The sequence below is a fragment of the Sinomonas sp. G460-2 genome (assembly GCF_047759905.1).
GTDB lineage: Bacteria > Actinomycetota > Actinomycetes > Actinomycetales > Micrococcaceae > Sinomonas.
The window spans coordinates 1-20213 of record NZ_JBKZWT010000045.1 but is presented as its reverse complement, the minus strand read 5'-3'; the positions used below and the strand labels follow the sequence as shown (position 1 = coordinate 20213).

The 20213-nt window shown below is 68.7% G+C and carries 18 protein-coding genes and 2 tRNA genes; 15 read left to right on the top strand and 5 right to left on the bottom strand.

What is annotated here, in order from left to right; genetic code table 11:
* Positions 1 to 53: 53 nt before the first annotated feature.
* The 13 genes from thiD (at position 54) to ACLN58_RS06995 (ending at position 10452) form a co-directional block, all read left to right on the top strand.
* Positions 54 to 1568 carry a bifunctional hydroxymethylpyrimidine kinase/phosphomethylpyrimidine kinase gene (gene thiD, locus ACLN58_RS07055; protein WP_415854556.1) on the top strand — a complete coding sequence of 505 codons (1515 nt, stop codon included), beginning with the start codon at positions 54 to 56 and terminating at the stop codon, positions 1566 to 1568.
* 292 nt (positions 1569 to 1860) lie between these two features.
* Positions 1861 to 2172: a 50S ribosomal protein L21 gene (gene rplU, locus ACLN58_RS07050; RefSeq protein ID WP_415854555.1), complete on the top strand. Its 312-nt coding sequence runs from the start codon at positions 1861 to 1863 to the stop codon at positions 2170 to 2172.
* A 51-nt stretch (positions 2173 to 2223) separates the two neighbouring features.
* On the top strand, positions 2224 to 2478 hold the full coding sequence (rpmA, locus tag ACLN58_RS07045; RefSeq protein WP_415854552.1) for a 50S ribosomal protein L27: 255 nt from the start codon (positions 2224 to 2226) through the stop codon (positions 2476 to 2478).
* A 169-nt stretch (positions 2479 to 2647) separates the two neighbouring features.
* Positions 2648 to 4243: a GTPase ObgE gene (gene obgE, locus ACLN58_RS07040; protein ID WP_415854551.1), complete on the top strand. Its 1596-nt coding sequence runs from the start codon at positions 2648 to 2650 to the stop codon at positions 4241 to 4243.
* Positions 4233 to 5363 carry a glutamate 5-kinase gene (gene proB / locus ACLN58_RS07035; protein WP_415854554.1) on the top strand — a complete coding sequence of 377 codons (1131 nt, stop codon included), beginning with the start codon at positions 4233 to 4235 and terminating at the stop codon, positions 5361 to 5363. The genes obgE and proB overlap by 11 nt, the downstream gene beginning before the upstream one ends.
* A 14-nt stretch (positions 5364 to 5377) precedes the next feature.
* Positions 5378 to 6697, top strand: a complete 1320-nt coding sequence (locus ACLN58_RS07030; protein WP_415854550.1) for a glutamate-5-semialdehyde dehydrogenase — start codon at positions 5378 to 5380, stop codon at positions 6695 to 6697.
* A 91-nt stretch (positions 6698 to 6788) separates the two neighbouring features.
* Entirely contained in the window at positions 6789 to 7040 is a 252-nt protein-coding gene (locus tag ACLN58_RS07025) for a hypothetical protein (protein WP_415854549.1), read from the top strand.
* A 53-nt stretch (positions 7041 to 7093) separates the two neighbouring features.
* Positions 7094 to 7756: a nicotinate-nucleotide adenylyltransferase gene (gene nadD / locus ACLN58_RS07020; protein ID WP_415854553.1), complete on the top strand. Its 663-nt coding sequence runs from the start codon at positions 7094 to 7096 to the stop codon at positions 7754 to 7756.
* A gap of 8 nt (positions 7757 to 7764) precedes the next feature.
* Entirely contained in the window at positions 7765 to 9063 is a 1299-nt protein-coding gene (locus ACLN58_RS07015; protein ID WP_415854548.1) for a hypothetical protein, read from the top strand.
* A 29-nt stretch (positions 9064 to 9092) separates the two neighbouring features.
* The gene (gene rsfS, locus ACLN58_RS07010; protein ID WP_415854547.1) at positions 9093 to 9485 is read left to right on the top strand and encodes a ribosome silencing factor; all 393 of its coding nucleotides are present in this window, start codon (positions 9093 to 9095) and stop codon (positions 9483 to 9485) included.
* 6 nt (positions 9486 to 9491) lie between these two features.
* Entirely contained in the window at positions 9492 to 10187 is a 696-nt protein-coding gene (locus ACLN58_RS07005; protein ID WP_415854546.1) for a histidine phosphatase family protein, read from the top strand.
* 118 nt (positions 10188 to 10305) lie between these two features.
* Positions 10306 to 10378, top strand: a tRNA-Ala gene (locus ACLN58_RS07000).
* A 1-nt stretch (position 10379) separates the two neighbouring features.
* Positions 10380 to 10452 (top strand) — tRNA-Ala (locus ACLN58_RS06995).
* A 112-nt stretch (positions 10453 to 10564) separates the two neighbouring features.
* On the opposite strand, the gene ACLN58_RS06990 is transcribed toward ACLN58_RS06995, so the two are convergent.
* Both ACLN58_RS06990 and ACLN58_RS06985 read right to left on the bottom strand, forming a co-directional pair.
* Entirely contained in the window at positions 10565 to 11215 is a 651-nt protein-coding gene (locus ACLN58_RS06990) for a response regulator (RefSeq protein WP_415854545.1), read from the bottom strand.
* Positions 11206 to 12975 (bottom strand): sensor histidine kinase, encoded by a 1770-nt coding sequence (locus ACLN58_RS06985; protein ID WP_415854544.1) that lies wholly within the window; start codon positions 12973 to 12975, stop codon positions 11206 to 11208. Before ACLN58_RS06985 ends, ACLN58_RS06990 begins: the two co-directional genes overlap by 10 nt.
* 201 nt (positions 12976 to 13176) lie before the next feature.
* On the opposite strand from ACLN58_RS06985, the gene ACLN58_RS06980 reads away from it, so the two are divergent.
* On the top strand, positions 13177 to 15297 hold the full coding sequence (locus ACLN58_RS06980; RefSeq protein WP_415854543.1) for an MMPL family transporter: 2121 nt from the start codon (positions 13177 to 13179) through the stop codon (positions 15295 to 15297).
* 205 nt (positions 15298 to 15502) lie between these two features.
* Entirely contained in the window at positions 15503 to 16783 is a 1281-nt protein-coding gene (locus ACLN58_RS06975) for a hypothetical protein (RefSeq protein WP_415854542.1), read from the top strand.
* Here the strand turns inward: ACLN58_RS06975 and ACLN58_RS06970 are convergent.
* From ACLN58_RS06970 to ACLN58_RS06960, 3 genes are all read right to left on the bottom strand, one after another.
* Complete coding sequence (locus ACLN58_RS06970; RefSeq protein WP_415854541.1) at positions 16749 to 17630, bottom strand: hypothetical protein; 882 nt, start codon at positions 17628 to 17630, stop codon at positions 16749 to 16751. The two genes, ACLN58_RS06975 and ACLN58_RS06970, sit on opposite strands and share 35 nt — an antisense overlap.
* A gap of 2 nt (positions 17631 to 17632) precedes the next feature.
* Complete coding sequence (locus ACLN58_RS06965; RefSeq protein WP_415854540.1) at positions 17633 to 18676, bottom strand: glycosyltransferase family 4 protein; 1044 nt, start codon at positions 18674 to 18676, stop codon at positions 17633 to 17635.
* A gap of 117 nt (positions 18677 to 18793) precedes the next feature.
* Positions 18794 to 19909: a glycosyltransferase gene (locus ACLN58_RS06960; RefSeq protein WP_415854539.1), complete on the bottom strand. Its 1116-nt coding sequence runs from the start codon at positions 19907 to 19909 to the stop codon at positions 18794 to 18796.
* Positions 19910 to 20213 lie beyond the last annotated feature (304 nt).

Genomic DNA, 20213 nt, shown 5'->3' with positions numbered 1-20213 from the left:
CCGGAGGGCGAGGGTCCGCTCATCCTCGGCGTCGGCGTCCCGGCCTCGGAGCTGTGACCGTGCCGCGGAAGATTCCGCGCGTCCTGAGCATTGCCGGCTCCGACCCGTCGGGCGGGGCCGGCATCCAGGCCGACCTCAAGAGCATCGCCGCGATGGGCGGCTACGGGATGGCCGCGATCACCGCGCTCACGGCGCAAAACACGCGCGGCGTGACGGCGGTGCACACGCCCCCCGTCGACTTCCTCCGCGCGCAGCTTGACGCGATCTCCTCGGACATCGCGATCGACGCCGTCAAGATCGGCATGCTCGCCGACGCCGAGGTGATCGGCGCGGTGGGCGAGTGGCTCGCGCGGGTGCGGCCCGCCGTCGTCGTCCTTGATCCGGTGATGGTCGCCACGAGCGGTGATCGCCTTCTCGCGGACGACGCCGCCGAGGCCCTCCGCGGTCTCCTCACCGTGGCCGATCTGGTCACCCCGAACCTCCCGGAGCTAGGCGTCCTGCTCGACGAGCCGACGGCCGAGTCGTGGGCGGAGGCGCTCGCGCAGGGGGAGCGGCTCTCCGCGCGGATTGCCGCCGCCGTGCTCGTGAAGGGCGGCCACCTCGCCGGGGCGGAGTGCCCGGACGCGCTCGTGCTGCGCGAGGGGGACGGCGTGACGCGCGTGGTCGAGGTGCCGGGGTCGCGCGTAGACACCCGCAACACGCACGGAACGGGCTGCTCGCTCTCCTCCGCGATGGCCACGATGCAGGCACGCACGGGCGACTGGGAGGCGTCGCTCCGGGTCGTCAAGGAGTGGCTCCGCGGAGCGCTCGTGGCGTCGGGCGAGCTCGAGGTTGGCGGCGGCCACGGGCCCGTCCATCACTTCCACCACGTGGAGGGCTCGGTCCCGCTCGCCGAGGGCGAGTTCGCCGCGCGAATGTGGGATTCCACCGCAAAGGTGCGCGCCGAGATCGACGGGCTCCCGTTCGTGGCCCAGCTCGACGCCGGCAGTCTGCCCGAGCGCCAGTTCGCCTACTACCTCGCCCAGGACGCCCAGTACCTCAACGGCTTCTCGCGGGCCCTCGCTCGGGCGAGCGCGCTCGCGCCGACCGAGGAGGAACAGACATTCTGGGCGAACTCGGCCCAAGTGTGCCTCGTGGTCGAGGCCGAGCTGCACCGCACGTGGCTTTCCCAGCACGCCCCGGCCCCAGGGCAGGCCGCGCGCCAGGGCCCCGTGACGAAGGCGTACCTCGACCACCTGCTCGCGACCTCCGCCCAGGGCAGCTACGCGGTCCTCGCGGCCGCTGTGCTGCCGTGCTACTGGATCTACGCGGTCGTGGGGGACGAGCTGCACCGCCGCCATGCCGCGCGCGTCGCGTCTGGGGGCGGGGCGGCCGAGCACCCGTACGGCGCGTGGATCGAGACGTACGCCGACGAGGCGTTCGCCGAGTCGACGCGCCGGGCGATCCGCTACGCGGACCGGGCCGGACGGCACGCCTCGCCGAGTGAGCGCGAGGCCATGATGGTCGCGTTCGAGCAGTCCACGGTCTACGAGCGGGAATTCTTCGACGCGCCGAGCAAGCACGCGTGACCGGGGCAGTCCGTTGCGTCGGGTAAACTAGTTCAGCGTGCTTCCGGCACGAGCGCCAGTCGCGGCGGATTTCCCCGTGATCGGCTGTTCATTTGCGGCCGGGCGGAGGACTGGCGTAGGCTAGATCCTCGGTGCTGACGCCAACACTTGGGTTTTGTTCCCAGGGAATCCCCTCGCGGGCTCACGGCAAGAAGCACAGTCGAGCGTCCACGGACCGTTGCGAGTGCAGCGGAGCGTCGGGCGCCACGCACAAGAGCTTTCAGAAATAACGTCGAGAGAAGTGAGTTCCCCAGTGGTGTACGCGATTGTCCGCGCCGGCGGCCGCCAGGAGAAGGTTTCCGTTGGAGATTTCGTGACCCTCAACCGCGTGGCCGGCGCAGCTGGCAGCACCATTGAGCTGCCCGCCCTCCTGCTGGTTGACGGTGAGAAGGTTACCTCCAAGTCGTCCGAGCTGGCCAAGGTCAAGGTGACGGCCGAGATCCTCGAGGATCTCCGCGGCCCGAAGATCATCATCCAGAAGTACAAGAACAAGACGGGCTACAAGAAGCGCCAGGGCCACCGTCAGGACCTGACGAAGGTCAAGATCACCGGCATCTCCGCCTGATCTCTTCGGACCGAGACTTCTTCCCACCTAGAACCAAGGCAGGCACAGCTCATGGCACATAAGAAGGGCGCAAGCTCCACCCGCAATGGCCGCGACTCGAACGCGCAGCGCCTCGGCGTCAAGCGCTTCGGCGGCCAGACCGTCAAGGCCGGCGAGATCATCGTCCGCCAGCGCGGTACCCACTTCCACCCGGGCAACGGCGTCGGCCGTGGCAAGGACGACACGCTGTTCGCCCTCGACGCCGGTGCCGTGCAGTTCGGCACGCGTCGCGGCCGTCGCGTCGTGGACATCGTCGCCGCCCAGTAGTCTGGGAGGCCCGGCGAGTCCGGACCAATTGCTTTTCTCGGTGGAGCGGGCCTATGGCCCGCTCCATCTGTTTTTATGACCTGATGGCCCGCACCGCGGGCGGCTGCGCCCCGGTATCGCGGGGCGCGCGAACTAGACTCGGGGGTGACCCCGGCGTAAGGAGAATGGCGTGGCGAGCTTCGTCGACCGCGTAGTGCTGCACGTCTCCGGAGGGCACGGCGGAAACGGCTGCATCTCCATCAAGCGTGAGAAGTTCAAGCCGCTGGGTGGGCCTGACGGCGGCAACGGCGGCAACGGCGGGGACGTGGTACTGCGCGTCACGTCGCAGACCACGACGCTCCTCGACTTCCACCACTCGCCCCACCGCCACGCCGACAACGGCGGGCCGGGCATGGGCGACTGGCGCGCGGGGAACAAGGGGGAGACCCTCGTCCTGCCCGTTCCCGACGGCACGGTCGTGAAGTCCCGCGACGGCGAGCTCCTCGCCGATCTCGTGGGCGAGGGAACCGAGTTCGTCGCAGCGGCCGGCGGGCAGGGCGGGCTCGGGAACGCTGCGCTCGCCACGGCGAAGCGCAAGGCGCCCGGCTTCGCGCTCCTCGGCATCGAGGGGGATGAGCGGGACATCGTCCTCGAGCTCAAGTCGATCGCCGACGTCGCGCTCGTGGGCTTCCCGTCGGCGGGCAAGTCGAGCCTCATCGCGGCGATGTCGGCTGCGCGCCCCAAGATCGCCGACTACCCGTTCACCACGCTCGTGCCCAACCTCGGCGTGGTCCAGGCCGGGGACGTCCGGTTCACGATCGCGGACGTGCCCGGGCTCATCGAGGGCGCGAGCGAGGGTCGCGGTCTGGGCCACGACTTCCTCCGGCACGTCGAGCGCTGTGCGGCGATCGTGCACGTGCTCGACTGCGGGACGCTTGAGTCCGAGCGCAACCCGATCGACGATCTCGAGGTGATCGAGGGCGAGCTCGCGAAGTACAGCGTCGACATGAGCTTCGCCGGGCCGGACGGCGAGGTCGTGCCGCTCAATGAGCGGCCGCGGCTCGTCGCCCTCAACAAGGTCGATCTCCCGGACGGCCAGGCGATGGCGGACATGGTCCGGACCGAACTCGAGTCGCGCGGCTACCGCGTGTTCGAGATCTCTGCGACGAGCCACGAGGGCCTCCGCTCGCTTGGCTTCGCGATGGCGGAGATCGTGCAGAAGGCTCGCGAGGGCCTCGAGGTCGCGCCCCCCAAGGTCGCGCCGACGGTCCTTCGTCCCCGCGCTGTGAACGAGGTGGGGTTCAAGATCCGCCGCGAGGAGCGCAACCTCGAGCCGCTCTTCCGGGTCCTCGGCGAGAAGCCCGAGCGCTGGGTCAAGCAGACGGACTTCTCCAACGACGAGGCCGTGGGCTACCTGAGCGACCGGCTCAACCGTCTGGGCGTCGAGAACGAGCTGTTCAAGATCGGTGCCCGCCCCGGAGACACGGTGGTCATCGGCGAGGACGACGCGGTCGTCTTCGACTGGGAGCCCACCATGATGACGGGGGCCGAGATCCTCGCCGGCCCGCGCGGCACCGACCTTCGGCTCGCGGACTGGGACCGCCCCACGCGCGCCCAGAAGCGCGAGGAGCACGAGGACCGCAAGTCCGCCAAGGCCGCGGCCCGCGACGAGCTCGAGGCCGAGCGTCGGGCAGGCATCTGGACCGAGTCGAGCCGCCGCAAGGAGTGGGCGCCGGATCTTCAGTCGGAGGAGGACGCGGAGGGTGACGCCGACGATGACCGCTGAGCTCGAGGCCCGCGGGCGCGAGTGGCTGCCCGAGGCCCGGCGCATCGTGGTCAAGGTTGGCTCGTCGTCTCTCACGACGATTCGCGGCGGCATCTCCGAGCAGTCCGTCGCTGCGCTCGTCGACACGCTCGCCTCGCGCGTCAACGAGGGGACCGAGATCGTGCTCGTCTCGTCTGGCGCGATCGCGGCCGGTCTGGCTCCCTTGGGCCTCGCGAAGCGGCCGCGTGACCTCGCGACGCAGCAGGCGGCGGCGAGCGTGGGGCAGGGCCTGCTCATGGCCCGGTACACGCAGGCGTTCGGGGCCCACGGCGTGACGGTGAGCCAGGTCCTCCTGACCGCGGACGACCTCGTGCGGCGCACGCAGTACAAGAACGCGCACCGCGCCCTGGAGAAGCTCCTCCACTTGGGCGTGGTTCCCGTGGTCAACGAGAACGACACCGTCGCGACGCACGAGATCCGGTTCGGCGACAACGACCGCCTCGCGGCGCTCGTGGCTCACCTCGTCCACGCCGATGCGCTCGTGCTGCTCTCCGACGTCGATTCTGTCTACACGGGCCCGCCCTCCGAGGGCGGCGAGCGGATCGCGCATATTCGCGACGCCGCCGACCTAAAGGGCGTGCAGATCGGCAGCACGGGCGTCGCCGGCGTCGGGACCGGCGGGATGGCCACGAAGATCGAGGCGGCGAGCATCGCCGCGGGCTCGGGGATCCCCGCGCTCGTGACGTCGACGGCGGCGGCCGCGCGGGCGCTCGCGGGGGAGGACGTCGGAACCTGGTTCAGCGTGAGCGGGCGCCGCAAGCCCGTGCGGCTCCTGTGGCTTGCCCACCTCGCGGCCACACGGGGAACGCTAACGCTCGACGACGGCGCCGTGCGGGCCGTGGCGCTGCGTCACCGTTCACTGCTCCCCGCCGGGATCACGGCGGTTGAGGGTGACTTCGAGGCGGGCGACCCCGTCGAGATCGCCGACCAGGCCGGACGCGTCGTGGCGCGCGGACTCGTGAACTTCTCGGCGGACGAGCTGCCCGCCATGCTGGGCCGGTCGACCAAGGACCTCGGGCGCGAGCTCGGCCCCGAGTACGAACGTGTGGTTGTTCACACGGACGACCTCGTGATCGTCTAGCTAAACTGGAATGCATGACTGACACCGTCGCCCACGAGACCGCCGCCGCCGACGCTCAGGCCGGCGCGCAGCCGGTTGACGTCGAGGCCGCGGTCCTTGCCATCGGTGACCGCGCACGCAGCGCGTCGCGTGCCATGGCCCGCGCGAACCGCGCATGGAAGGACCGCGCCCTCCGCTCGATCGGCGCCGCGCTCAAGGAGCACGAGGCCTCGATCCTCTCCGCCAACGAGAAGGACCTGGACGAAGGCCGCGCCAACGGCACGTCGAAGGCGCTCCTCGACCGCCTCGCGCTCACGCCGGCCCGCATCGACGGGCTCGTGGCCGCGCTCGAGAACCTCGCGGGGCTGCCCGATCCGGTGGGCAACGTGGTCCGTGGCCAGACGCTCCCGAACGGCCTGCGCATGCGGCAGGTCAACGTCCCGATGGGCGTCGTCGCGGCGATCTACGAGGCGCGCCCGAACGTGACGGTCGATATCGCGGGTCTGGCCCTCAAGAGCGGCAACGCGGTGATCCTGCGCGGCGGAAGCGCCGCGGCGCACACGAACCGCGAGCTCGTGGGGATCCTCCGCGACACGCTCGCGGGCGTGGGGCTCCCCGAGGATGCTGTGCAGACCGTGGACGAGTACGGCCGGGCCGGCGCCGAGGTGCTCATGAAGGCGCGCGGGCGCGTCGACGTGCTCATTCCCCGCGGCGGGCGCGAGCTCATCCAGAACGTGGTGCTCAACTCGACCGTCCCCGTCATCGAGACCGGCGAGGGCAACGTCCACATCTACGTCGACGAGTCCGCCGACGAGGAGATGGCCGTCAACATCCTCGTCAACGCCAAGACCCAGCGTCCGAGCGTGTGCAACACGGTCGAGACGCTCCTGGTGCACTCGAAGAGCACGGTGCTTCCCGCCGTCGCCCGCGCCCTCGCCGAGCGGGGGGTGCGCCTGCACGTCGACGGGCGCTCGATGAGGGCCCTGCCCGAGGGCGTCGAAGCGGTCCCGGCCACGGACTTCGACTGGGCCACCGAGTACATGGACCTGGACCTCGCGGTCGCGACGGTCGATTCGCTCGACGAGGCGCTCGATCACATCCGGCGCTGGAGCACGGGCCACACCGAGGCCATCCTCACGAACGACCTTCGGAACGCGGAACGCTTCGTTGCGGAGATCGACTCGGCCGCGGTGATCGTCAACGCGTCCACGCGCTTCACGGACGGCGGCGAGCTGGGCCTCGGGGCGGAGGTGGGCATTTCGACGCAGAAGCTCCATGCCCGCGGCCCCATGGGGCTCACCGAGCTCACCACCACGAAGTGGATAGTGCAGGGCGAAGGACAGGTGCGAGGCTAAGGTTTCCCGTCCCTGCTCCGGGGTAGGATGAACCGAAGATCGGTCACGGAAGTGGCCGCAGATAGTTTAGAGGCTTTGAAGGGGTTCAACCATGCTGGCAACGGTCATGACTACCGCGCTCTCCGTGAGCGCTGAGGCCGCCGGACACGAGTCGCCGGCCCCCACGATCGCCCCGCCGTTCGTGGTGGGCGGAGTCCTGTTCGCGATCTTCGTCGTGCTGATGTTTGTGACGCTCTCCTACACGAACCTGGGCCGCCGCCACGAGGCCAACGAGGAGCACGCCGACCCGCACCGCCAGCACCCGAACAAGCACGACCGCCATCAGGGCGCCTCGAGCCTCTGACCTTGGCTGATCCAATGGAGGTGCCCGGAGGGCGGCGTGTCCGCCTCGGCGTGATGGGCGGGACATTCGACCCGATTCACCACGGGCACCTTGTCGCGGCGAGCGAGGTCGCGTCGAAGTTCGGCCTGGACGAGGTCGTCTTCGTGCCGACGGGCGAGCCGTGGCAGAAGAGCAGCCGCCGTGTGAGCCTCGCGGAGCACCGCTACCTCATGACGGTGATTGCGACGGCCTCGAATCCCCGCTTCACCGTGAGCCGCGTCGACATCGAACGTCCCGGCCCCACCTACACGATCGACACGCTGCGTGATCTGCGGGCCGAGCGACCCGAAGCTGATCTGTACTTCATCACGGGCGCGGACGCCATGGCGCAGATCGTCTCATGGAAGGACGTCGACGAGCTCTGGGGCCTTGCGCACTTCGTGAGCGTGACCCGCCCAGGGCACGAGCTTCCGGATCTCGCGGGGGACGAGGTGAGTCTCCTCGAGGTTCCCGCCATGGCTATTTCCTCCACCGACTGCCGTGCCCGCGTCGCGGCCCACGAGCCCGTGTGGTATCTGGTTCCCGACGGCGTGGTGCAGTACATCGCCAAGTACGGGCTCTACGTCGACGACGACCACGCGCGGTCGGCCGGCGTCGCGGACGTGGTCAGTCTGGCCCGGCTCGACGATCCGCCCCGCGGCACAGGTCTCCCCGGCGGCACCTCGGTGGCCGGGTGAACGAAGCTATGAACAACGAGGACAAGCCGATCAGGAGCCGACGCGAGCGTCGGCGCGCCCAAGGCGGCGGGGATGGCCTGGCCGAGCTGACTCCCGCTCAGGCGCGCGCCGAGGCGGAGGCAAGGGCCGAGGCCGAGGCGAGCGGGGCCATGCCCGTCGTGCCAGCTCCCACCGTGCCAGCTCCCACCGTGGATGCCCCCGCCGGGGACGCGCCTGCCGAGAGCTTCCCCACGGGGGACGCGCCTGCCGAGAGCTTCCCCACGGGGGACGCGCCTGCCGAGAGCTTCCCCACGGGGGACGCGCCTGCCGAGAGCACGGAGACGGGACGGATTCGATCCCGACGCGCGCTCAACGCGCCGGTCGACGCGGTGCCGAGCGAGCGCAGTTCGCAAGCTCGGGCGCGTGACCGCGAGGCCCTTCGGGTCAGACGCGAGCTGGCGGAGAAGGAGAGGGCGGCGCAGCTCCCGAGCCGCCGTTCGCTTCGGCCCGCGGCTCCGGCGGAGCCCGCGGAGGCCCCGGAGCAGCAGCCCACGTGGCCGTCAGTCCGAACCACGCCTCCGATGCCGGCGAGCCGACCGGGCGGCGACGTGCCCGCTGGGGTCCTGCCGGTCCTTCCCGGTCCGGTGCCGGCAGCGGAACCCGCGGAGGGGCACTCGGGCGAGGAGCCGCCGTCGTTCGCTCCCTTGCCGGGCCCTTCCCGCCCAACCCGGCAGGCGCCTCTGCGGCAGGCGCCCGACGGGACGCCCGTCATGGGCCCGGAGACGGGCTCGTTCAGCATGCTTTCGCACGAGCAGATCGCGGCGGCCCGCGAGCAGCTCCGCGAGGAAACCAAGGGCCCGGGGCAAGTTCGGAGGGGTGAACCGGACGCCGTCGACCCGGAGACCCTCAAGCAGCAGCTCGCGCAGGCGGAGCGCGCTGCGATCCTCAATCGTCGCGCGCAGACGCGGCAGCGTCTCGCCGAGGCGTCGCGACGCGACGCCGAGACGGTGGGCAAGGCTGGGACGTCGCCGACGGCGGCCAACAACCTCGCGATGGTGACTCCGCTCGAGTACGTCAAGGTTCCCGGGCTCCCGCATCCGGTGATGCGGCCGCCCACCACGACCCACGTTCCGGTCACAACGGGCGCGGTCCGCGAGGCCGCGCCCATCGCAGCGGCGTCGGCACACGGTCTCGAGCCCCTCGGCGTTCAGGCGCCGCGGGGCAGCCGCGAGCGAGTCTTCATGATCTCGTTCGGGCTATTCGGACTCGTGGCTCTCATCGCGGCCATCGTCATCGTCGTGCTGTTCGGCAGACTGCCGGGACAGTAGAACTTTTTCACAGGACTTCAAGGAGAAGAGTGAGCGCAGCAGAAGCGGCGATCGAATCCGCAAAGGTGGCCGCGAAGGCCGCGGCGGACAAGCTGGCTGAGAACATCGTGGCCGTGGACGTGAGCGAGCGGCTCGCGATCACGGACCTGTTCGTAATCGCCTCGGCGTCCACCGAGCGCCAGGTCAACTCGATCGTGGACAACATCGAGGACGAGCTCATCAAGCTCGACCGCCGGCCCGTGCGCCGCGAGGGCCGCTCCGAGGGCAGGTGGGTCCTGCTGGACTACGGAGACATGGTGGTCCATGTGATGCACGACGAGGACCGAGCCTTCTACGCCCTCGAGCGCCTGTGGAAGGACTGCCCGGTCGTGGACCTGGGGCTCGACGAGTCCGGCACGGCGGCCGCCTCCGCGGCTGGCTGACCGGCCGTGGGGGAGAGGCGGAGGATCGTCTTCTGGCGCCACGGACGCACCGATTGGAACGCCGCCGGCCGCTTCCAGGGCCAGACCGACATCCCGCTGAACGACGACGGCGTGCGGCAGGCCAAGCATGCCGCGCGGCTCCTCGCCGTCATGGGACCGACAGCGATCGTCACCTCAGACTTGCAGCGCACGCGGGCGACGGCGGAGGCCCTCGCCGAGGAGACGGGGCTGACGGTCGCCGTGGATTCCGGGCTGCGCGAGACGAATGCCGGCCGCTGGCAGGGCCAGACGTTCGACGAGATCCGGGTTTCGGACGGCGAGCTCCTCGCCCAGTGGGAAGACGGCGCCGTGGATGTGGCCGCCGGCGGGGCCGAGACGCGGCTCGACGTGGCTGCCCGGACGCGCGCCGCGGTCGAGCGGGCGCTGACGGAGCTCGGAGACTCGGGGACGCTCGTCGTGGTGAGCCACGGCGGGGCGATCAGGGTGGTGCTCGCGGAGCTCCTCGGGCTCCCGCACTCGCTGTGGGGAGCGCTCTCGGGGCTCTCGAACTGCAACTGGTCCGTGCTTGAGGAGCGGCGTTCGGGGCCGGCTGGGTCTCGTGGTGACGCGCCTGATGGGGCGCCCGACCGCGGGGCTCGCTGGCGCCTCGGAGAGCACAATGCGGGGACGCTTCTGGTGCCCGTGGCGGTCGTCGAGGGCTGACTCCAGACCGCCCTGTGGATTTGTGCGCGGGGCTGGCGCGGTCTAAGATGGACGAGTTGCTCCGGAGGAGATCAGGGGATCATTGGGTCCTCGGAAGGTCTCGCCGGACGCGATTCCTGGGGCTGTGGCGCAGCTGGTAGCGCACCTGCATGGCATGCAGGGGGTCAGGGGTTCGAATCCCCTCAGCTCCACGGGGGTATGGCGCAGTTGGTAGCGCGTCTGCATGGCATGCAGAAGGTCAGGGGTTCGAATCCCCTTACCTCCACCCGTAGAGGCCCGGATTTCCGGGCCTCTTTTCGTTCGTGCTGACGTGGAACCCGAATCTGGCGACGTCGCGGAACGACGCCGAGCCCCCGGCCGTGATCGGTGTACAGGGCTCAGCGCGCATTGAGGAAGGCCACCACCGCCAGGACCCTTCGGTGATCATCCGGGGACGGAGGCAGCCGCAGTGTCCCGAAGATGCTCCCAACGTGCTTCTCGACGGTGTACTCCGACAGGAAGAGACGCTCGGCGATGGCCTTGTTTGAGCGGCCCTCTGCCATGAGGGCGAGAACGTCGCGCTCCCGATCCGTCAGCCGGGTGAGCGGATCGTCAGCCTGACGGCGCCGCTCGACGAGCTGGCTCACCACGAGAGGGTCAAGTACCGAGCCGCCTGCGCCCACGCGCCGCACGCTTGCTGCAAGCTCGGCCAGATCGGAAACTCGTTCCTTCAGCAGGTAGCCGATACCTTCGGTCCCGGCGGACAGGAGCTCCACGGCATACGCGGGGTGCACGTCCTGCGAGAGCACGAGAATCCCGATGCCCGGCCATCGCTCGCGGATGGCAGTCGCCGCCCGCAAACCCTCGTCCGTGTGTGTCGGTGGCATGCGGATGTCGACGATGGCGACATCCGGTTGGATCTGCTCGACGAGCTCCAGCAGTTCGCGGCCGTCGGCGGCCAGCCCCGCGACTTCGAAGCCCGCCTCGCGCAGCAGCCGAGCCAGTCCCTCTCTCAGGATGACAGCATCGTCGGCGACGACTACTCGCATGGGAGCCCCGCTCGGATAGTCGTTCCCTGTCCCTGCGGGCTGGTCACGCTCAGCCACCCGCCGAGGGCCTCCACACGGTCGCTCAGCCCGCGCAGGCCGGAGCCGTCCTCCACCCGCGCTCCGCCGCTGCCGTCGTCGCGGACTTCGACCCTCAGCTGTGTTCCTTCGAAAATCGCGGCGACCGACACACTGCGTGAGCGAGAGTGCTTGGCCGCGTTGGTCAGTGCTTCGCTGACGACGTAGTACGCGGCGATCTCGACCTGATCGGGCAGCCGATGATCGACCTGAGTCGACAGCCGCGTGGGTAGAGCGGCGCGGGAGCACAGGTCCTCTAGGGCCGCCGGCAGCCCGCGTTCGGTGAGAATGCTCGGATAGATGCCGTGCGTTAGCTCCCGCAACTCGGTCAATGCGGCCGCGAGGGCCTCCCGTGACTCGCGGACGATTGGCTTGGCACCGTGGGGGTCGTCGGGGAGACGGGCGTCGAGCAGGCCCAGCGACATGGCGATCGACACGAGTCGCTGCTGCGTCCCGTCGTGAAGGTCACGTTCGATCCTGCGCCGCTCGGAGACGGTGGCTTCGACGAGCCGAGCTCGCGAAGCCCACAGCTCCGCCAGTCGCGCCCGCAGCTCCGCCTGCAGGCCCGCGTTCTCCAACGCGAGTCCCGCCGCGGCGCAGGCCGATTCGACGAGTGAGGGGTCATCCAGAAGAGACGCGTCGTGGACCGCGGCGGCTATCCGCTGCCCCCCGCGCTCGACGTAGGTCACGGCCCGCGATCCGCCTTCCGGCGGAAGGTCGACGGCGTGTCCGTCGAGGTCGACATAGACCTCTCCGTCCGGCAGCCGGTAGGCAAGATCGAGCGAGGGGTCGCCTACTGCTCGGGCCAGAGCACCACGGAGCTGTCCGGGGGCGAGCTGATGCCCCAACGCGATCACCAGATCTCCGACTGCGCCCCTCGCCAGCCGGCTGCGTAGCAGCCCAACGAGAAATCCCAGCGGCACGAACGCGACGGCCAACGTAGCGGCGAGTCCAAGATATGTTCCGGCTGGGGCGTCGGAGAACTCAGCCACGACAAGGGACGCGCCGGTGAATACGACCGCGATCGCTCCAGTCGAAAGGACGGGGGCGAGCGAGCGGCGCAGCACCTGCGTGGCCTTCCACCATCGCCGCGCGGTCACGACCACGAAGCCGACGGCGAGAGCAACGCCGACGGCGCGCTGCGCCGTCATCAGCGACTCGTGAAGCGTGTCATCGGTCGCGACGAAGAGGAGGTTCGTCGGGCAGGGGCAGCCCCGCACCTCGCGGTAGTCCATGAACGCGAGCATCACCAGCTGAACGACGGTCACGTCGAGGTAGGCGGCGATGACCAGGGCCCGCTCGGCGCGGGAGTGCAACCGCCCCTGGGGGAAGGCCAGCAGTAGATGGGCGAACACGGCTTGGGCCACCGGGCCTGCTAGGAGCCCGACCGTGAAGGCGAGAGCGCCGTTGGCGTCGGACAGCGACCCGGCCAGCAGGAGGAACCCGGTGAGCACCATGAGCGCGCCCGTGCGGTTATCCGGCCTGGTCGCCCAGGCGACGAGGCCGCCGCCGATGAACGCCCACGCGGCAAGGACCGTCACGGAGGCGGTGGCCGCCGGATAGGACACTCGGTCACCGAGGATGATCACGGCAACCGCGGCCACGCCGGAGGGGAGAGCTAGCAGGGCAATGGCGGCCAGGAGTGCTCTGCGCTGCCTGAACGCCAGCGGCACGTCAGTGGTCATCGGATGCTCATCAGCCCTCGACTCCTCCTGCAACCGTGGTATCACTCCCGGGCCATGTTGGCGAGGACTTGGCGGCTAGCAGGGGGGAAGCCTCTGGCTGGCCGTCTGCCACATCACTTCGCGTCAGCGGACCCTCAATAGCAGGCCCGGAATGGGACCGAACCACCGGCTAGCTCACACCGATGAGGGAGAACCACCACTATGTATGCCGCCATCGCCCGCTTCAGCATCCGCCACCGAAGGTGGGTCCTGACCGTCTGGGCGCTCGTCTTCGCCCTCGGCATCGCCCTTGCCGCGACGTTGTTCGGGCAGCTCAAGGAGTCAGGGGGGAACAGCGCGTCCGAGTCCGCTCAGGGCCGGGCCATCCTCCAGGAGGCCAGCACGTCCGGTCCGAGCGCCGTCGTGCTCGTCAAGGGACCAGCCGTCGACGCGCCGGCGACGGTCACCGCTGTCCAGCAACTGACAGCAAAGCTGGCCGCGATGCCGTTCGTGACGGGAACAGTCAACGCCTACACCTCGTCAGACCCGCATCTGCGCAGCAACGATGGCCACGAGAGCGTGGTGCTCGTGTCGCTCGAGAAGGACACCGACCACCCGATGGCCGCGCACCATGACGTGGAGGCGATCCGCGAGGCCGCGCACGGTGCCGTTCCCGGAGCCGACGTCCAGGTCGGCGGCGACGCTGCAGCCGGGCTGGACGGAATGGTCGCGAGCACCAACGACCTCATGTGGGCCGAGCTTCTCTCGATGCCTGTCCTGCTTGTCGCGCTCGTCTTCATCTTCAAGGGCTGGCGCGCCGCGGTCCTGCCCGTGGTCGCTTCGCTGGCGACTGGCGCCGGCGCGATGCTCGTGCTGCTCGGGATCACCCATGTCACGGACGTCGCCCCGCAGGCACTCGACGTTGTCCAGCTGCTCGGACTCGGGCTGGCCGTCGACTACGGCCTGCTCATGGTCAACCGCTTCCGGGAGGCCAGAGCGGCTGGCGGCGACGTCGCGGCGGCGACCGAGCACACCGTCCGCACTGCGGGCAGGACCGTGACCTTCTCGGCCCTCACGGTGGCCGCCGCGCTCTCTGGGTTGCTCCTACTCGACGACCCGACGTTCACCTCACTTGCCCTGGGCGGAATTTCGACGACGCTCATCGCCATGACTGCCGCGCTCACCCTCATCCCGGCCTTCCTGGCCAGCTGGGGCGCCAAGCTCAAGGCCGCGGCCCGTCAGAACGCCGAGGACGGTCGGTTCGGTCGGCTCGCCCGCCGGGTACAGCGTCATCCCGTGCTCGTCGCCCTGGGTGCGACCGCAATTCTGGCCATGACCGCCCTGCCATTCCTCCACGTCAACACGTCGCTCGGCGACCCGCGTACCCTGCCGGCGACCTCGGAAAGCCGGCAGGTCAGCGACTCGATGGCCGCATCGTTCCAGCAGATGGGCACGGAGCCGGTTGTCGTCGTCGCCAAGGTGCAGCCGACCGATCCGCGGGTCGTCGCCTATGCCGAGCAGCTCGGGCACGTTAAGGGCGTGGTGTCGGTGGCGATCGAACCCGGCGCCCGCGGCGAGACGACCCTCATCGACGTCGTCCCCTCGGGGACGACCCAGGGGGAGCCTGCCCAGCAGCTCGTCCGCGCGCTGCGTGCCGACCGGCCGTCGTTCACCACCTACGTGACGGGCGAAGCTGCATCGCTGGTTGACTTCTCGGACCAGATCGCCAACCGGATGCCGTATGCGATCGCGATGATCGCGGTGTCGACCTTCCTGCTGCTGTTCCTCATGACCGGATCGGTGCTGGTCCCGTTGAAGGCGCTCGTGATGAACACCCTCTCGCTCGGCGCGACGTTCGGGGCCCTTGTGTGGGTCTTCCAGGACGGGCATCTCGCGCAGCTGCTCGGCTTCACGTCCTTCGGCGCGATCGAGGCGTGGGCGCCGCCGACCATTGCGGTCTTCGCCTTTGGACTGTCGATGGACTACGAGGTGTTCCTCCTGTCGCGGATCAAGGAGAGCCATGACGAGCTCAGGGACACCAACGAGGCAGTTGCGCACGGCCTGCAGCGCTCGGGTCGGATCATCACCTCGGCCGCCCTGCTCGTGATGATCGTCTTCCTGGGCTTCGCCGCGGGACAGACGCTCGGCATCAAGGAGTTCGGTCTGGCCCTCGCGATTGCGGTGCTGGTCGACGCTACGCTCGTCCGCTGCCTCCTCGTCCCGGCGACCATGACCCTGCTAGGCCGGGCCAATTGGTGGGCCCCCGCGCCGCTGCGTTGGGTGCACCGCCGAGTCGGCCTGAGTGAGACTCCAGCCGAAGTGGCGATCGGAGCTGTCATGTAGCTCCGATGCGGCGTCGGGCTGGCTGCCCTGGACCATTGCGGTTCCGGGCAGCCAGCCCTTCTTCCGTCTCGGCCCCGGTGGTTTGGCCCCCTCTTCGTGGCGTGCCGCGACGGCCACCACGGAGACGGCTTCCTCAGGCGTCTCCGTGGTTGGCGTGGCCGCTAGTGTCGCCGAGGGGACCGGCGAGAAGGAGCAAAGGGACAGCATGGAACTCGTAGCTGTGGGGTTGATGATCGTCGTTGTCGTGGCGACGCTCAGGGCCCCTGGGGTGCGGGCCTCCCTCGTGGCAGTCCAGGGGGCCTTGGTGCTCGTTGGGACGATTCCTTCGTTCGCGGCACCATCCTCGCTGCGGGTGTCCGCGACGATTTGCGTCATCCTCTGTTCGCTGGTGGCCCTGCTCAAAGCACCTCGGGGCGTGGCCTGGACCGGGGTGAATTGGGCCCTGGTGGCGCTGATGGCGTGCGTCGGCATCAACGGCCTTCGGGGGTTGCCCTTCCAAAGCGGAATCTACTTCTTCGGCGTTGGGTGCTGCTTGGCTCTCCTGGCCGTGGTGTTCCCCATAGCGGCCCGAGCATTCAGTAGCGCCCGGGTGCTAGCGCCGTTGGCGCTCATGCTGCCGATTCATTTGGCTCTGGGCCTCGCCGAGCAGGCCAACCCGACCCTCGCGTTATGGCCCAGGGGGACGTGGATGGACTTCCTGGAGAATCGCCATCAAGAACTCCTCCCGTCGTTGCTGGCCGGCCGGTCGATGTCGGTGGCTGGCCACCCCATCCTTCTGGGGACCCTGGCCGCGGCGGGGATTCTCGTGGCCATCGAACTCTTTCGATCCAGCCGGAAGAGCAGATACCTCGTTCTTGCCGCCTCGGGGATCGGTGCGCTCGCTCTCTCGGGCACTCGGAGCGCCGTCTTCGCCGGCGCGGTCTGTCTCGTGATCTCCTTTCTCGTGGCCAGGCGCGGGGCGAGCCGCTTCATCCTCAGCATCGTTTTGCTTGGGGCCGCCGTCATCGCGATTCAGTCAGGCTTTTTGGCCTACGTGTTCAACGACAGCGTCCAGTCTGGCGTCTCCTACACCCATCGCATTGACGTGCTGAGCAGTACCGTCGATATCTATCAGAACGCAAACAGCGTTCAGCTGCTCCTTGGCGTCGGCGACGGGAAAGCAACGAAACTCTTCGAGACCGTGATTAACGCCGAAGACAACTTGCAAATGTTCGACAACCAGCTCGTGAGATTCTTCGCCGTGTCCGGCGTGCTCAGCCTCGTGCTCCTTGCGGCGGCATTGGTGGTTGCGTTCCGCAGGGCCGATCGCCTCACGGCCTTGCTCCTGTGCTTGTCAATCATCATGTTCTTCAGCTTCGACACCATGACCTGGTTGGCCAGCGCAGCTCTCTTTGTCATCAGCGCGTCCGGTCCGCGGCTTCCGACTCCGTCCTCGCGTCAGGCGGAACGCATTAGCGCTTCCGCCGTGATGTCGCCAGCCATCTGAGAAACGCGAACAGGCGCAGCCAGACGGCCAGCCAATAGCGCGCAGCACCCGAATTAGCCAGTCGGATGTCTCTGCTTGCCATGGTGTCGCGACTGGGAATCACCGCACGGTAAACGAGGGAGACGCGGCGCCACCCTCTCGCCCGTCGTATTGTGCGCCATCGGAGCAACCCTGGGATGCTTTCGCCGAGGCGTTCGGTCCAAGCTGCGCTCGGTTCCGCGAGGGCTCGGTCGGCCAGCCGATCTCCGTAGGCGGATTCGAGAAACGGGCGCAGCGCCCCCGTTGCCCCCGTTCTGTCGGCGAATTCCATGAGAGCGTCGAAGTCCGGAAGGCTGGGCGAGGCCAACAGATGGGCCAGGTCGGTCTGCGATTGCCTCAGCCAGGGGCTCCGAAGGGCATGCAGCATTTGGATGACAGCCATGGCCGTCTTGCCCGCTGCCGGGACCTCGACACCGGCAACGTTCTCGACGACGGCAGTCAACAGGATCTCGTGGAGGACCGCGTCGGTCTCGCCCTCAAATCCCGGATACCACGAGTGAACATCAACGTCGACATTCCACGAGGGGTGGTAGAGGGTCGAGGAATGGGACGCGACAACCCCGGATGAGTCCGTGGGCCGGAGCCGCCAGCCGCGCTCTCCCAAGACTCTGAGCATGACCCTCTCACCGCGGGCATCGGTGAGAATATCGACGTCGGCCGAGGGCCGCTGGGGCCGGAGCCCCCATCTGGTCGCGATGGGACCCTTGATGACCACCGCCGGGAGCCGTTCGCTCCGGATGATGTGGCCGCAGAGGGCCGTGGCAAGCAGGGATCCCTCATTCGGGCCCAGGCTCGCGCTCGTCGGCACGTTCACGCCGTCGCGCGGCTGGCGCTCGTGAGGCCGTCCAATAGGTCGCTCACGATCCGCGCCGAGTTCTGCCAGCTGAAGCGGGCCGCGTTTGCGAGGCCGTGTTCTCTCAGCTGGTGCCGCAGCTGTTCGGAGGACGCTATCTCAACCATGTGGGCGGCGATCTCGTCGACGTTGAGGGGGTCGAAGAAGATGGCCGAGTCCTGGAGCACCTCCGGCAAGGAGGCCCTGTTCGCGGCAAGTACTGGCGCGCCGGCCGCCTGTGCTTCGAGGACGGGGATTCCAAATCCTTCGTAGAGCGACGGGAACACGAATGCCGTCGCACCCTGATACAGCCGAATGAGATGTTCATCGGAAACTCGCCCGGCGAAGCTGACTCCTGGCAGGTTCGCAGCTGATGTGACGCAGGTGTCGCGGAAGGATCGATTCGTGCTCCCCACGAGAGTGAGTCCGACCGTCGGATGGAGGCCGCTGCGAAGATAGGCGGCAATGAGGTTCTCGAAATTCTTGTGCCGATTCGGGGAGGACACCGCTAGCAGATAGCGCGGCCTCTCGTCGGCGGAGTCGACGGAGCGGCTGGCGCGAGGAGCGAATCGCCCGTCGACGGCGTTGGGGACGACAGCAAAAGCGCCGGAATCCAATCCAAAGCAGGCCGAAATTTCCTTCCGCGAGAACTCGCTCACCGTGAGGATTTTCCGGCTTCGTCTCAGCGCCGGCGGTACGGCGACGCCATAGAACATCCTGAAGGCCCGGCTGAAGCTTTCAGGATGCCTGACGTAGGTGATGTCGTGCGCAGTCATCACCTTGTTCCGATAGAAGACCGGGGCAGTACTCATGAGGTTCAGAAGCAAGGGGCTACCCCTGCGATGGAGGTAGGCCGGGAGGTCGACCTGCTCCCAAGCATGGCCTCGGAGCCTTCCGATGGCTTCCACGGGGTAGCCCGCTTCCGAGGGGGTGAAACCCCGGGGAGCTACGAACACGAGGTCTTCGCGCTGTGCCGCGAGGGTTCGAATGATCTGCTCGGCAAATCGTTGCACTCCGGTCATTTCCTGAGTCAAATGCCGGCAATTTACCACTATCAAAGAATTCTTCCTTTCCACAGGCCAAGGCGTTCGCGGGCTCTTCGGAAGTGGGGTGCAGTTGTGGGATTTGCGAGTGGAGTCTCAGCCGGCCGCCCGGAGCGCGTGCCCCGAAATCTCCCTCACGGCGGAGCGGAGCCACTCGCGGAAGCGGTCTTCGGAGAACTGCTCGACGTGGGTTCGGATCCTCTCCGCATCCCACTCGTGAGGCCGGAAGGCGAGAACTGCGTCGCGGATGGACGCCGGGGTCGGGTGCTCGATGAAGGAGCCGGTGACCCGCTCGACGATCGTGTCCAGATAGCCGCCCCCGCGCAGCGCGATCGTCGGCCTTCCCCAAGCTCCGCCTTCGAGTGGGGTGATGCCGAAGTCCTCGTACGACGGGGCGACAAGGGCTGCTGCGGACGAGTAGGCCCAGCGCATCTGGGCGTCGCTCAGATGGGACGCGAGCCGGACGTTCTTGGGGAGTGTCGCCTCGAGGCGCGCACGGAGGGGTCCTGCGCCGATCACGAGGAGCCGCTCATCGAGTCCTCGGAAGGCATCGATGGCCTCTGCCACGTTCTTGTACGGGAGGAGGCGGGACACGATGAGGAAGTGCCCGCCGCCGCCCACGAAGTCTTCGAGGCCGGGGACCGGCTTGAGCTCGCCCTGCGTATCGACGCTGTGGGGCGGGTGGACAATATCGGCATCCAGTCCATACACGGCCCGGATCCGGTCGCGCACGACGCTCGAGTTCGCCACATAGCGATCCGCCCCCGCGGCCGCCCGCCGATCCCAGCGCAGGAGGAATGGCTTGAGCGCGGCCAGCGCTAGCGCCTTGGCGCTGCGGCGACGTGAGTCCCCGAGGTATTGGTCTGTGAGGTAGAGCCAGCGGGCAGGGGAGTGGCAGTAGGCAAGGACCCGCCCGGGGGTCCGGAAGCCGTGCGCCCACCCGCTCGTGGATGTGAGGACGACGTCGGCAGGCACCTTGAGCGCGCTGGCCGCCGGGGCCAGGAGCGGCAGAGCGGCCCGATGGTCACGCCGGAAGCCGGGGACACGGTTGAGCGGAGAGGTCACGATCCGAGCCGTGCGGAATTCCGGATAGGTTCTGTCAGGGTCGTAGAGCGTGGTGTAGATCGTGGCTTCGGGGAACGCGCGGTGCATGGCCAGTACGACTCGCTCGGCCCCACCTCGCTGGGTGAGGTAGTCGTGGGCGATGGCCACAGTAGGCTCCGTGCCCTTTTCTTGCCGGGCCGGCGTACCGCCCAGGGCACTGGTTGGGTCCATGATTGCGACGCTAGAAGCCGCATTGGGCACTGAGACGCGCATCAACGGGCCGTACGTAGTGGCGGAGGGCGGCACTGCTGAGGATCGGGGGAGTTGCCGGGCACCGTTCAGTACGGCGGGGACAGCGGATCCGTTGCTCTACGTGTCCTCAGCCTCCCGCGTCCGTGGCAGCCCGCACCGCCGCACCGGGTTGACGCGCAGCCGCCGGCGCGGCCACCACGCCGCAGGCACGGCTGCAGCA

Excerpts from the sequence above, each read along its gene's own strand:
- rpmA (WP_415854552.1), top strand. The coding sequence starts at position 2,224 with ATGGCACATAAGAAGGGCGCAAGCTCCACCCGCAATGGCCGCGACTCG.
- proB (WP_415854554.1), top strand. The coding sequence starts at position 4,233 with ATGACCGCTGAGCTCGAGGCCCGCGGGCGCGAGTGGCTGCCCGAGGCC.
- ACLN58_RS07030 (WP_415854550.1), top strand. The coding sequence starts at position 5,378 with ATGACTGACACCGTCGCCCACGAGACCGCCGCCGCCGACGCTCAGGCC.
- ACLN58_RS07025 (WP_415854549.1), top strand. The coding sequence starts at position 6,789 with ATGCTGGCAACGGTCATGACTACCGCGCTCTCCGTGAGCGCTGAGGCC.
- nadD (WP_415854553.1), top strand. The coding sequence starts at position 7,094 with ATGGGCGGGACATTCGACCCGATTCACCACGGGCACCTTGTCGCGGCG.
- ACLN58_RS07015 (WP_415854548.1), top strand. The coding sequence starts at position 7,765 with ATGAACAACGAGGACAAGCCGATCAGGAGCCGACGCGAGCGTCGGCGC.
- ACLN58_RS06990 (WP_415854545.1), bottom strand. The coding sequence starts at position 11,215 with ATGCGAGTAGTCGTCGCCGACGATGCTGTCATCCTGAGAGAGGGACTG.
- ACLN58_RS06985 (WP_415854544.1), bottom strand. The coding sequence starts at position 12,975 with ATGACCACTGACGTGCCGCTGGCGTTCAGGCAGCGCAGAGCACTCCTG.
- ACLN58_RS06980 (WP_415854543.1), top strand. The coding sequence starts at position 13,177 with ATGTATGCCGCCATCGCCCGCTTCAGCATCCGCCACCGAAGGTGGGTC.
- ACLN58_RS06975 (WP_415854542.1), top strand. The coding sequence starts at position 15,503 with ATGGAACTCGTAGCTGTGGGGTTGATGATCGTCGTTGTCGTGGCGACG.
- ACLN58_RS06965 (WP_415854540.1), bottom strand. The coding sequence starts at position 18,676 with ATGACCGGAGTGCAACGATTTGCCGAGCAGATCATTCGAACCCTCGCG.